Source organism: Pseudomonas sp. AKS31, from assembly GCF_023634765.1.
In the GTDB taxonomy this organism is placed as follows: domain Bacteria; phylum Pseudomonadota; class Gammaproteobacteria; order Pseudomonadales; family Pseudomonadaceae; genus Aquipseudomonas.
Genome location: NZ_JAMLFX010000007.1, coordinates 15,309 through 28,177, shown reverse-complemented (window position 1 = coordinate 28,177; position 12,869 = coordinate 15,309). Strand labels below are relative to the sequence as shown.

Sequence of the window (12,869 nt, the reverse complement as noted above, 5' to 3'; positions counted from 1 at the left end):
CGCCGCGTCGCTGAAGGTGGCTCGGATCGTCTGCTCGAACGCCGCGTTGCTGAAGGTGGTTCGGATCGTCTGATTGAACGCCGCGTCGCTGAAGGCGGTTCGGATCGTCTGATTGAACGCCGCGTTGCCTGATGACTAGCGGCAAGCGCAACACCCCAGAGAAACCCGGCTCCCTCAGCCGGGTTTTTTATGTCTGTGAGTTTTATCCGGCCTTGGCCATGCAGCGCTTGTAACGCTCGTCCACACGCTTGGCAAACCACGCTGTTGTCAGTTTGCGGGTGATCTTCGGACTCTGCAGCACGATCCCCGGCAACACCGCACGCGGCAGTTTTTTCCCCTCCGCTTGCTCCGCCAGTTCGAATACCCGTTGATAGAGCTTGGTCTCTTCGAACTCCAGGGTTTTGCCCTTCTCCAATTGATCGCGAATGGTCGGGTTGCGCATGCCCAGCGACTTGCCGAGCGTGCGCACCGCCAGTTCCGTACCACCGGGCATGATCGAGTCGTAGCGGATCAGGTCGCCATCCAGCGCCAGGGGAATGCCCGAAGCGCGGCTCACCGCATTCTGGAAAGCGGCATTGCGACTGGCGTACCAGCCCGCGTTGAAGTCGGCAAACCGGTACAGCGGCTCGCGATAACTCACCGGATAGCCGAGCAAATGCGCGATACCGAAATACATACCACCACGACGACTGAACACTTCACGGCGGATCGTGCCGTCCACCGGATACGGATAATCCTTGGCGTGCTGCTCGGCAAACTCGATGCTGACCTGCATCGGCCCGCCGGTGTGCACCGGGTTGAAGCCACCAAACAGCGTCCGCCCCATCGGCACCCTGCCGATGAAATCGTCGAAAATGCCACTGAGTTCTTTTTCACTGCGCGCCGCGTTCAGGCGTTCGCTGTAGGTTTTGCCGTTGGTTGAGCGCACTTGCAGAGCACCGCTGACCAACAGGCTGGGGATGTGCACTTTGGCGGCACGGCGATCAATTTCGTCGCGGGCGATTTTGCCCAGGCCTGGCACCGTGGGGTCGGCCTGAAAGGTGGATTCCTGCTCGGCAACGGCCAGCACCGAACACAGATTCTGCGTGGTCGGGCTGATGTTCTGCGCGGCAAACGCGGCGTAGATATCGGTGGCCCAGCCTTGCCGATCCGCGGTCTTGGCCGGCATCAGCCGCACGATCTCGGCCTTCACCTCAGCGGGCGCACGGGGCACCGGTTCCTGGCCGCGCTGCCCCGCGCAACCGGCGAGCACCAGCAGTGCGGCGAGCGTGATCGGTAATCGAAAGTTGTACATGGAGCTTTATCCAGTCTGTTAAGCCCGACCACCATACACAATCCCTGTAGGAGCTGCCGCAGGCTGCGATCTTTTGACTCTGATTTTAAAAACAAGATCAAAAGATCGCAGCCTGCGGCAGCTCCTACACAGGAATGCGGGTTTTGAAGGAGTGATGACAAACTGATTGCAAACCGTTACTGAGAAAACCTATCATTTGCGCCTGGAGTCGCATTTGCGCAAGGAGTTCCCGCGCCGCCCTTATTTTTCTCACCGGCCGTGCGCCTCCAGGTATCCACATGCCCGCTTCAGCTCGACTCGCCGTCCCGTTTCGCCCGACGCTTCTCGCCCTGCTGTGCTCCCTGACTGTCACCGCTCACGCTGCCGAAAGCGCCAACAAAGCGCTGGTGCTGGACGACGTCAACATCAACGCCCAGGCGCCGACGCCCAACACCCTGCCCCCGGTCTACGCCGGTGGTCAGGTCGCCCGTGGTGGTCAACTCGGCGTGCTGGGTAATCAGGACATGATGGACGTGCCGTTCAGCGCCGCGTCGTACACCGAACAATTGATTCAGGATCAGCAGGCCGAAGACGTCGCCGATGTGCTGCGCAACGATTCGTCGGTACGTCAGGCGTCCGGTTACGGCAACCAGGCGCAAGTCTTCATGATCCGCGGCTTGCCACTGAACGGCGACGACATTTCCTATAACGGCCTGTACGGCGTGCTGCCCCGGCAGATCATTTCCACCGATGCCCTGGAGCGTGTGGAAGTGTTCAAAGGCCCGAATGCCTTTATCAACGGCGTGACCCCGACCGGCTCCGGCATCGGCGGTGGCGTCAACCTGCAACCGAAACGCGCCGGCGACGTGCCGCTGCGGCGTTACACCACCGACATCAACAGCGAAGGCCGCATCGGTCATCACTTCGACATCGGCCAGCGCTTCGGTGAAGACAACCGCTTCGGCGCACGGATCAACCTGTCCCAGCGCGAAGGCGACACCGGTATCGATCACGAGAACCAACGCTCGAAACTGTTTGCCATCGGTCTCGACTATCGTGGCGACGCGCTGCGTATCTCCGGCGACTTCGCCTATCAGAAAGAACGCGTCAACGGTGGCCGCAACTCGGTCAACCTCGGCACCGCCACACACATTCCGGACGCCCCCTCGGCCGACACCAACTACGCGCCGAAGTGGGGCTATACCGACATCGAAGACACCTTCGGCATGCTCCGCGCCGAATACGATCTGAACGACAACTGGACCGCTTATGCGGCCGGCGGCGCCAAGCACACCCGCGAAGTCGGGCGCTACAACTCGACCACACTGGTCGGTAACAACGGCGCCTCTTTCACCACCGGCTCGTTCATTCCGCACGACGAAGACAACACCAGCGTGATGGCCGGCCTCAACGGTAAATTCAACACCGGCCCGGTCAGCCATAAGCTCAACTTCGGCCTGACCGGCATCTGGGCCGAACAGCGCAGCGCCTATGATTTCGACCTGACCCGGTACGCCAACAACATCTACCACCCGGTGCAAACGCCGTCGCCGGTGGGCAACTTTGCCGGCGGCGACTTGAATGATCCCGGCATCACCGGCAAGACCTTCAACCGCAGCGTGGCGATTTCCGACACCCTCGGCTTCTTCGACGATCGCCTGTTGGTCACCGCCGGCCTGCGTCGTCAGCAACTGGTGGTGCAAGGCTACAACTACGCCAGTTGGGGCAGCGGCGGCCGCAAGTCGAGCTACGACGAGTCGATTACAACGCCGGTGTACGGCGTGGTGTTCAAGCCGTGGGACCATGTGTCGTTTTACGCCAACCACATCGAAGGCCTGGCCCAAGGCCCGACTTCGCCGACCAGCTCCGGCGGATTCCGCGTGACCAACGGCAACGAAGTCTATGCACCGGCACGCTCCAAGCAGACCGAAGTCGGGGTGAAAGTCGACATGGGCACTTACGGCGCCAGCCTCGGTGTTTATCGCATCGAACAGCCGAGCGACGGTTACTGCGAAATCAACAGTGCAACCACCTGCACCTACGTGCGTGAAGGCGAGCAGATCAACAAAGGCGTGGAAATGAACGTGTTCGGCGAGCCGATCCAGGGCCTGCGCCTGATCAGCGGACTGACCCTGATGGACACCGAACTGAAGAACACCCTCAACGGTGCCAACGACGGCAACCGTGCGATCGGTGTGCCGACCTTCCAGTTCAACGCCGGCGCCGACTGGGACGTGCCGGGCCTGCAAGGCGTAGCGCTGAATGCGCGGATGTTGCGCACTGGCGGCCAGTATGCGGATGCGGCGAACAATCTAAGCCTGCCAACCTGGAACCGCTTCGATGCGGGAGCACGTTATGCGTTCAAGGTGTCGGAGAAAGACGTGACTGTGCGTCTGGGTGTAGAGAATCTGGCGAACAAGAAGTACTGGGAATCGGCTCAGGGTGGTTATCTGACCCAGGGTGAACCGCGGGTGGCGAAGTTGTCCGGTACTATTGATTTCTAAGGCTGAAAAGCCCCTCACCCTAACCCTCTCCCGGAGGGAGAGGGGACTGACCGGGGTGTTCTTTCGAGTTACGCCGACGTGTACCACCGAGTCGATCTCAGGTTTTGAAAGGCACCCAAATCGGCTCCCTTTCCCCCTCGTCTTTTAAAGGAGAGGGGACTGACCGGGGTGTTCTTTCGAGTTACGCCGACGTGTGTCACCAAGTCGAACTCAGCTTTTGAACGGCCCCGAATCTGCTCCCTTTCCCCCTCGTCTTTTAAAGGAGAGGGGACTGACCGGGGTGATCTTTCGAGTTACGCCGACGTGTGTCACCAAGTCGATCTCAGGTTTTGAAAGGCACCGAATCTGCTCCCTTTCCCCCTCGTTTTTTAAAGGAGAGGGGACTGACCGGGGTGTTCTTTCGAGTTACGCCGACGTGTGTCACCAAGTCGAACTCAGCTTTTGAACGGCCCCGAATCTGCTCCCTTTCCCCCTCGTTTTTTAAAGGAGAGGGGACTGACCGGGGTGATCTTTCGAGTTACGCCGACGTGTACCACCGAGTCGATCTCAGGTTTTGAAAGGCACCCAAATCGACTCCCTTTCCCCCTCGTTTTTTAAAGGAGAGGGGACTGACCGGGGTGTTCTTTCGAGTTACGCCGACGTGTGTCACCGAGTCGAACTCAGGTTTTGAACGGCCCCAAATCGGCTCCCTTTCCCCCTCGCCCCCTTGGGGGAGAGGGCTGGGGTGAGGGGGTAAATTTCACTCTCACCAAAATCTCCCGCCGAACACTGAAAACGGCCACACAGCCCCACCACCATGGGGCCGTTTTCCGTCTGGCCGATCAACTGGCCACCCTCTCCTTCTGATCCATACTTGCTGCACAGCAATCGGAGGACAGGCCTATGAACCGCAGCGACGTTCTGATCATCGGCGCCGGCCCCACCGGGCTGGTGCTGGCCCTGTGGCTGAGCAAACTCGGCGTGCGCGTGCGGATCATCGACAAGACCTCTACCCCTGGCACCACGTCGCGGGCGCTGGCAGTGCAGGCGCGCACGCTGGAGTTGTACCGGCAACTGGACCTGGCCGACACCGTGGTGCGCAACGGTCATCGGGTGGCGGCGGCGAATTTCTGGGTCAACGGCAAACCGGTCGCGCAATTGCCGCTGAATCGCATCGGCGAAGGTCTGACACCCTACGCGTTCGTCGAAATCTTCCCGCAGGATCAACACGAACGGCTGCTGATCGAGCGTCTCAAGGACTACGGCGTCACCGTCGAACGCGACACCACGCTGGAAAGTTTCGAAGAGAACGGCGACGGCCTCACCGCGCATTTGCGCCTGCCCGATGGCGAGCAGGAAATCTGCCAGGCCTGTTATCTGGCCGGCTGTGACGGCGCCCGCTCAGTAGTGCGTAAAACCCTCGACACCGGGTTCCCCGGTGGCACTTATCAGCAGATTTTCTACGTCGCGGACGTCAAGGCCAGCGGCCCGGCGATGAACGGTGAGTTGCATCTGGATCTGGATGAAGCGGACTTTCTCGCCGTGTTTCCACTGGCCGGCGAAGGCCGTGCGCGGTTGATCGGCACCGTACGTGATGAACGCGCAGATCGCGCCGAAAGCCTGGAATTCTCCGATGTCAGCAGCCGCGCCATCGAACACCTGAAAGTACACATTGAAGACGTGCACTGGTTCTCGACCTACCGTGTGCATCACCGCGTGGCCGAACATTTTCGCAGTGGCCGCGCGTTTCTGCTCGGCGATGCCGCACATGTGCACAGCCCGGCGGGCGGTCAGGGCATGAACACCGGCATTGGCGATGCGATCAATCTGGCGTGGAAACTCGCCGCCGTGCTCAGCGGCGGCGCCGAACCAGGCCTGCTCGACAGCTACGAAACCGAACGCATCGCCTTCGCCCGCCGACTGGTGTCGACCACCGACAAGGTCTTCAGTTTTGTCACCGCCGAAGGACGTATGGCGGACATGCTGCGCATGCGCGTGGCGCCGTTTCTGATCCCGAAAATGGCCTCGTTCGAGGCCAGTCGCGAGTTCCTTTTTCGCACCGTTTCGCAAGTCACCCTCAACTATCGCGGCATGCCGCTGAGCCAGGGCGCAGCCGGCCATGTGCATGGCGGCGATCGCTTGCCGTGGGCGCATGATGGTGAGGGGGATAATTACCAACCGCTACGCCAGCCGTGCTGGCAAGTGCATGTGTATGGCGACACCAGCGACGAGATGATTGCCTGGTGCAATGAACACCACTTGCCGCTGCATGTGTTCGACTGGCGCCCGGCGTTTGAAACCGCAGGATTGGGGCGTAACGGCTTTTATCTGCTGCGCCCGGATACCTATGTGGCGATTGCCGACAACAGCGCCGACCCCAAAGTGATTGAACGCTATTTCCACGATCACGGCATCCGGCCCTACTTCAACTGCCCCTGACCCAAAAACACCACGAGCCCCTGTGGGAGCTGGCTTGCCAGCTCCCACAGGGTTGTGCGGTGGTCTTTAGATCCCGGCCAATGCCAGATCCATCGCAAAATAAGTAAAGATCAGATCCGCCCCCGCCCGTTTGATCGCGCCGAGGCTTTCACGCACCACGCGATCCTCATCAATTGCCCCGGCCTGCGCGCCGAACTTGATCATCGCGTACTCGCCGCTGACCTGATACGCCGCCAGCGGCAGGTTCGAGGCCTCACGGATGTCGCGGATGATGTCGAGGTACGCGCCGGCCGGTTTGACCATCAGCGCATCGGCGCCTTCCTGCTCGTCGAGCAGCGACTCGCGCAGGGCTTCGCGGCGATTCATCGGGTTCATCTGATAGCTTTTGCGGTCGCCCTTTAGCGCACTGCCACCGGCCTCGCGGAACGGGCCGTAGAGTGCCGAAGCAAATTTGGTCGAGTACGCCATGATCGGAATCTGCGTGAAACCGGCCGCGTCCAGCGCCTGGCGAATCGCCCGCACTTGTCCATCCATCGCTGCTGATGGCGCGATCACGTCAGCTCCGGCGCGGGCCGCTGCCACAGCTTGTTTGCCGAGGTTGATCAGGGTCTGGTCGTTGTCGACCTCATGGTTGTGCATCACGCCGCAGTGGCCGTGATCGGTGTATTCGCAGAAGCAGGTGTCGGACATCACGATCATCTCCGGCACAGCGTCCTTGGCGATGCGCGACATGCGCGAGACCAGACCATTCTCGCGCCAGGTATCGCTGCCGTTGCTGTCCAGATGATGCGACACGCCGAAGGTCATCACCGACTTGATGCCGGCACGGGCATAGCGCTCGATTTCGCCGGCCAGTTTGCGCTCGGGAATGCGCATCACCCCGGGCATGCTCTTGATCGGCACGAAGTCATCGATGTCTTCTTCGACGAAAATCGGCAGCACCAGATCGTTCAGGCTGAACTCGGTTTCCTGGAACAGGCTGCGCAGGCTCGCATTGCGGCGCAGACGGCGGGGACGTGCTTCGGGGAACTGACTGGACATGGAGGCCTTTCCTGAAAACGGCAGATGAGACGAAAGTCGTAGGGGGCGAAGCTTATGCCTTGCGGGGGTTGGCGTACAAACCTGGATCAATCAAGAGTGCATTACTGGGGGTGTAACAATCTTTCAGAACACTGTAAATCCCTGTGGGAGCTGGCTTGCCAGCGATGGCGGTGGTTCAGTCAACATAGATGTCGACTGTGCCGGCGTCATCGCTGGCAAGCCAGCTCCCACAGGGTTATGTGTGTAGTCCGAAAATTACGAGGGAATGGTCAGGCCGCGAATGACTGCCGGGCGCGCGAGGAAACGCTCAAGCACACGGGTGACATTCGGGAAGTTGCTGATGCCGACCAGATCACCGGCCTCATAAAACCCGATCAAGTTACGCACCCACGGAAACGTCGCGATATCGGCAATGGTGTAGCGCTCGCCCATGATCCAGTCGCGGCCCTCCAGCCGGCCGTCGAGCACCTTGAGCAGGCGTTTGCTTTCGTCGACGTAACGATCGCGCGGACGCTTGTCCTCGTAGTCCTTGCCGGCGAATTTGTTGAAGAAGCCGAGCTGGCCGAACATCGGGCCGATGCCGCCCATCTGGAACATCAGCCACTGGAGTGTTTCGTAGCGTTGCGCACCTTCCTGCGCAAGCAACTGGCCGCTTTTGTCCGCCAGATAAATCAGGATCGCCCCCGATTCGAACAGCGCCAGCGGCTTATCTTCGGGACCATGGGGATCAAGGATTGCCGGGATCTTGTTGTTCGGGTTCAGCGACAGGAACTCGGCGGACAATTGATCGTTGCTGTCGAAAGCGACCTTGTGCGGCTCGTACGGCAGGCCGATTTCTTCGAGCATGATCGAGACTTTGACGCCGTTGGGCGTCGGCAAGGAATAGAGCTGAATCCAGTCAGGGTACTGCGCCGGCCATTTCTGGGTGATCGGGAACGCGGACAGATCGGTCATGGGAAGCATCCAGTCACAAATTAAAGCCAGATCATAATGTAGGCACTGCGCCGGCTGCGATCTTTTGATCTTGAGGCTTTGCAGTCTGCAAAAAGATCGCAGCCTTGGGCAGCGGCTGCACGAACCGTAACATCCTGTCGCTAACCTGCCCCCAGGCCGCTGAACGTTGCCGTTAGAGTGCTGCGCACTCGGACGATCGAACCAAACGGCCCTCAGGGGACTCTGAGCTATGCCTTTGTTGCAGAGGAAGCCGTTCACGACAGGGAAAACACCCGGTGCTGGGAGCCCGCGGTGTAGAGGTTTGTCAGCCTTAACCGAATTTGCTGAAGAACTTTTTATCTCATGACGATCCTTATGCGATTCGCCAAACGTTTCAAACATCGCGCGTATGTGGCCCTGCCTTCCCTGCTGGCCGTCAGTGCGCTGTTCCTGTCGCTGGAGTCCAGCGAAAGCCGCGCGCAACCGGTGGACGGCACGCAGACGCTGGTGTTCCTGCGCCACGCGGAGAAACCCGAGGGCGGCCTCGGCCAGCTCAACTGTCAGGGTCTGAACCGCGCCATCGACCTGTCGACGCTGCTGCCGGAAAAATTCGGCAAGGCCGATTACGTGTTCGCCGCCAATCCGACGCGCAATGTCGAGGAAGGCGAGCTGGACAACTCCTACAGCTACATTCGCCCGCTGATGACCATCAGCCCCGCCGCGATCAAGCTCGGCCTGCCGGTGAATATCGAGTTTTCGGCCAACGACACCAGCGATCTGGCCCGCGAACTGCTGGAAGACAAGTATCACAACTCGACGATCTACACCGCCTGGTCCCACGGCTATCTGCCGGAGCTGATCAACAAAGTGGCGGGCAAAGCGGTCGGCGAGAAACAGAACATCACCGATGACTGGGCGGGCAACGATTTTGACTCGCTGTACGTGCTGACGCTGACCTGGCACAACGGCAAGGCCAGTCTGCAGAGCCACAGCTACAAGCAGGGTCTGGATCATGGCAAGGAAACCTGCCCGACCTGAGTCATCTTCTGTCTGAACCGGCCCCATCGCTGGCAAGCCAGCTCCCACAGGGTTCCAGGGTGTACACAAATTCCATATACATCCGCAATACCTGTGGGAGCTGGCTTGCCAGCGATGAGGCCAGCAAAAGCACTATCAAACCTTCTGATTCACCCGCGCTCGCAAGTACTCAAGCACCGCCCCACGCTCCCCGGCAAACTCGATCCGCCCGCCCTTCTTCTCGCGCTGAAACACATACATCGGGTCGTAATACTCACGCAGTAACCCTTCGATCCAGCCGCGATGCAAGTCCACCGCCCCGCTGCGCCCCTGCTCGATCAACGCGTCCTCCATCAAAATCAGCATCCGTCGATGGCGCTCGCCACCCAGACGCTTCTGCACGTTGTTCAGGCTTTCCAAGAGGCGTTCCGAGAACAGCGTAAAGCCCTCCTCGCCATGTACCGTGGAGAACTCCGCCGACAGATCTACCACGTAATCACGCAGAATCCGCTCCACACGATCCTCAAAACTGTCTTCCAGCCACACCATCGGGTACTGCTGCATGCCCTGATACAGCGGCAGCGGCAAGGCGCAACTGCCGACCACCCGGCTCTCGTCCTCCAGCACAAACTGTGCAAATCCCGCGTCACGTTTCTTGAGGATGTCGATGGCCAGGCGGTTTTCAAAATCGATGTTCGACGGCTGCCCGGTGGCGCGTTTGCCGAAGCTGGAGCCGCGATGATTGGCGTGCCCTTCCAGGTCCAGACCATTAGGTAGCTGCACCAGCACTTCGGTCTTGCCGGTGCCGGTCATGCCGCCGAGCAGAACGAAATCACATTGCGCGATGGCCTGCTCAAGGGTGTCGATCAGAAAACTGCGCATCGCCTTGTAACCACCGCCGACGCGCGGATAGTCGATGCCGGCCTCATCACGCAGCCATTGCTGGGTGATCTGCGAGCGCAGGCCGCCGCGAAAACAATAGAGATAACCGTCAGGATGGGCGCGGGCAAAATCGGCCCAGGCCTGGATGCGCTCGGCCTTCACCGCGCCAGACACCAGTTGATGACCCAATTCGATGGCGGCCTGCTGACCCTGCTGTTTGTAGCAGGTGCCGATCTTCTGCCGTTCGACATCGTTCATCAGCGGCAGGTTGATCACGCCGGGGAACGCGCCCTTGTGAAACTCGACCGGCGCACGGGCGTCCATCAGCGGCCGGTCGTTGAGGAAAATGTCTCGGTAGTCAGTGCAGTCGCGGAGCATCAAATCACCTCGACTGCGTTCGTCTGTCGCTCAACCAGTTCGCCGATCGGCGCGAGGTTCAGGCCCAGTTCGGCGGCGACGGCGAGGAATGCTTCATTGCCTTCAGGCGTCACCGCGATCAGCAGACCACCGCTGGTTTGCGGGTCGCAGAGCACGCGTTTGTGCAGCTCCTGCACGCGTCCAACTTTGCTCGCATAGCTGTCGAAATTGCGCAGCGTGCCGCCGGGCACACAGCCCTGATCGAGGTAATACTCGACGCTGTCCAGACGCGGCACACGGTCATAGGCGATGCGCGCGGTGAGCTGGCTGCCATCGGCCATTTCCACAAGATGCCCGAGCAGACCGAAACCGGTAACGTCGGTCATCGCTGTAACGCCGGCGAGTTTGCCGAAACGACTGCCGGGTTTGTTCAGGGTGCACATCCAGTCGCGGGCCACACCAACGTCGGCCGCACGCAACTTGCCCTTTTTCTCGGCGGTGGTGAGGATGCCGATGCCCAGCGGTTTGGTCAGGTACAACAGGCAACCGGCGGTGGCGGTGTCGTTGCGCTTCATGTGGCGCTTCTCGACCAGACCGGTGACGGCGAGGCCGAAGATCGGCTCCGGCGCATCGATCGAATGCCCGCCCGCCAACGGAATCCCCGCCGCGTCGCAAACGGCACGACCACCGCGAATCACTTCGCGTGCCACTTCCGGCGCCAGCACATTGACCGGCCAGCCGAGAATGGCGATGGCCATCAGTGGATCACCGCCCATCGCATAGATGTCGCTGATCGCGTTGGTCGCGGCAATCCGGCCGAAGTCGAACGGGTCATCGACGATCGGCATGAAAAAGTCGGTGGTCGAGACCACACCGCGCTCCGCATCAATTTCGTACACCGCCGCATCATCGCGCGAGGCGTTGCCGACCCACAGTTTCGGATCAAGGTTCTGTGCACCGCTACCGGCCAGAATCACTTCCAGCACCTGCGGGGAAATCTTGCAGCCGCAACCGGCGCCGTGGCTGTATTGGGTCAGACGAATCGGCTCGCTCATGGGGGAGTCTCAGGCTGTTGATGGGGGCGATTCTAGCAGAGCGCGGACGGCCGGACCGAAAGCCAACAGATCAAAAGATCGCAGCCTTCGGCAGCTCCTACAGGGAAACGCAAATCCCCACTGTAGGAGCTGCCGAAGGCTGCGATCTTTTGATCTTGAAAAAAAACCGCCCTCGCGGGCGGCTAAAAGTGCTTCGCCCCTAAATCAGAAGCCCAGGCTGAAGCTGATGGTCATCGCATGATCGTTGCTGTCGTTCGACAGTTGCCCCGAGTAGCCGACCCCGAGCTTGCCGGTCGGGCTGATCTGGAAGTCGACACCTGCTTCGACGATGGCACTGTCCTTGGCGATCGGCACGCCTTGGGTGCTGAACGAAGCGCCGCCGTCGATGAAGGTCAGATCAGCGTCAGGCTTGGTGTCACCAAATGCATGGCGCCAGCCGAGCGCCGCGCGCGGGGTGAATTGCCCGCCGTTGGCCAGGGTAATGACTTTGCCGGCGCGCACACCGAGGGTCGAGAAGGTGATGTCTTGATCGGCATCGGCCTCCAGGCGCCCTACTCCACCTTTCTCCTTGGCCTTGTCGGTGTCGTAATTGACATAGGCAAGGCCGGCGAACGGCTCAAGCGCAATGCCGCCGGCATCAATCGCGTAACCGACTTCACCGAACACTTGCGCGCTGCGTGCGTCGTAGTTGGCTTTCAAGCGGTCGTTGTAGCTGCCGACGCTGACGTTGCGTTTGGTCTCTATGTCGTGCCAGCTGTAGGCCGCGCCGAGGCGCACGGCCAGGGCATCGAACTGCGAGTTGAGGTACGCCGCCAGGTGGTAGCTTTCGACGGTGGCATCCGAGCGACGATCATGGGCGTCGAGGTCGCTGCGGGTGTAACCGGCGGCCATGCCCACGCGCCACTGATCATCGAGTTGCTTGTCGGTGCCGAGCATGAAGCCGCTGAGGTTGCGGTCGAGTTTCGCCGCGTTGCTGTCGCCATCCGACTCGCCCCACGCGCCGAGTGCCCGCGCCCAGCCGACCATTTCGCCGTGGCAACCATTGCTGCTCAGTTGGTTGTCACTTGGCGCCAGTGCACGGCGTGGATCATCCGCTGCGCTGCACGACGGTTGGCGCATGCGATCGTTCACCGCGTCACGCACATAACGCGAATCCTCGAGAATGGCGCTGGCGGTGCTGGCGTGGATCTCACCCGACAGACTGTCGAAGGCATTACGCGCACCGGCGACACTGAGGTTGACGATCTCGTTCTGCAACGCCGCGCCTGCCGGGCCGTTGTTCGACAGTGCGGTGGCGGTGCGGAACTGGTTACCGGTGGCGGCGACATCGGCGAACGAATTGCCGTTGCGGCTGACCACCAGGTTCACCGCGTTGGCGTCATACACCAG

At 60.7% G+C, this 12,869-nt stretch carries 9 protein-coding genes; 3 read left to right on the top strand and 6 right to left on the bottom strand.

The window, feature by feature from the left end:
• Positions 1–202: 202 nt before the first annotated feature.
• A complete protein-coding gene (locus M9827_RS18615) occupies positions 203–1,294 on the bottom strand; it encodes a DUF1615 domain-containing protein (RefSeq protein ID WP_250606546.1) in 1,092 nt (363 codons plus the stop codon).
• A 278-nt stretch (positions 1,295–1,572) separates the two neighbouring features.
• Here M9827_RS18615 and M9827_RS18610 point away from each other — a divergent pair, with 278 nt between their 5' ends.
• Both M9827_RS18610 and M9827_RS18605 read left to right on the top strand, forming a co-directional pair.
• Positions 1,573–3,777, top strand: a complete 2,205-nt coding sequence (locus tag M9827_RS18610; protein ID WP_250606545.1) for a TonB-dependent receptor — start codon at positions 1,573–1,575, stop codon at positions 3,775–3,777.
• A gap of 882 nt (positions 3,778–4,659) precedes the next feature.
• On the top strand, positions 4,660–6,195 hold the full coding sequence (locus tag M9827_RS18605) for an FAD-dependent oxidoreductase (RefSeq protein ID WP_250606544.1): 1,536 nt from the start codon (positions 4,660–4,662) through the stop codon (positions 6,193–6,195).
• Between the two features lie 66 nt (positions 6,196–6,261).
• On the opposite strand, the gene hemB is transcribed toward M9827_RS18605, so the two are convergent.
• Together hemB and M9827_RS18595 are read right to left on the bottom strand one after the other, a co-directional pair.
• Entirely contained in the window at positions 6,262–7,236 is a 975-nt protein-coding gene (gene hemB, locus M9827_RS18600) for a porphobilinogen synthase (protein WP_250606543.1), read from the bottom strand.
• A gap of 255 nt (positions 7,237–7,491) precedes the next feature.
• Positions 7,492–8,190: a glutathione binding-like protein gene (locus M9827_RS18595; protein ID WP_250606542.1), complete on the bottom strand. Its 699-nt coding sequence runs from the start codon at positions 8,188–8,190 to the stop codon at positions 7,492–7,494.
• 342 nt (positions 8,191–8,532) lie between these two features.
• Between M9827_RS18595 and M9827_RS18590 the strand changes: the two genes are divergently transcribed.
• A complete protein-coding gene (locus tag M9827_RS18590; protein ID WP_099756731.1) occupies positions 8,533–9,207 on the top strand; it encodes a histidine phosphatase family protein in 675 nt (224 codons plus the stop codon).
• Between the two features lie 135 nt (positions 9,208–9,342).
• Here the strand turns inward: M9827_RS18590 and mnmH are convergent, their stop codons facing one another.
• From mnmH to M9827_RS18575, 3 genes are all read right to left on the bottom strand, one after another.
• Positions 9,343–10,446: a tRNA 2-selenouridine(34) synthase MnmH gene (gene mnmH / locus M9827_RS18585; RefSeq protein WP_250606541.1), complete on the bottom strand. Its 1,104-nt coding sequence runs from the start codon at positions 10,444–10,446 to the stop codon at positions 9,343–9,345.
• Positions 10,446–11,480 (bottom strand): selenide, water dikinase SelD, encoded by a 1,035-nt coding sequence (selD, locus tag M9827_RS18580; protein WP_250606540.1) that lies wholly within the window; start codon positions 11,478–11,480, stop codon positions 10,446–10,448. The genes mnmH and selD overlap by 1 nt, the downstream gene beginning before the upstream one ends.
• A 204-nt stretch (positions 11,481–11,684) precedes the next feature.
• The coding region (locus M9827_RS18575; RefSeq protein ID WP_250606539.1) for an autotransporter outer membrane beta-barrel domain-containing protein at positions 11,685–12,869 on the bottom strand (1,185 nt) is incomplete at its 5' end.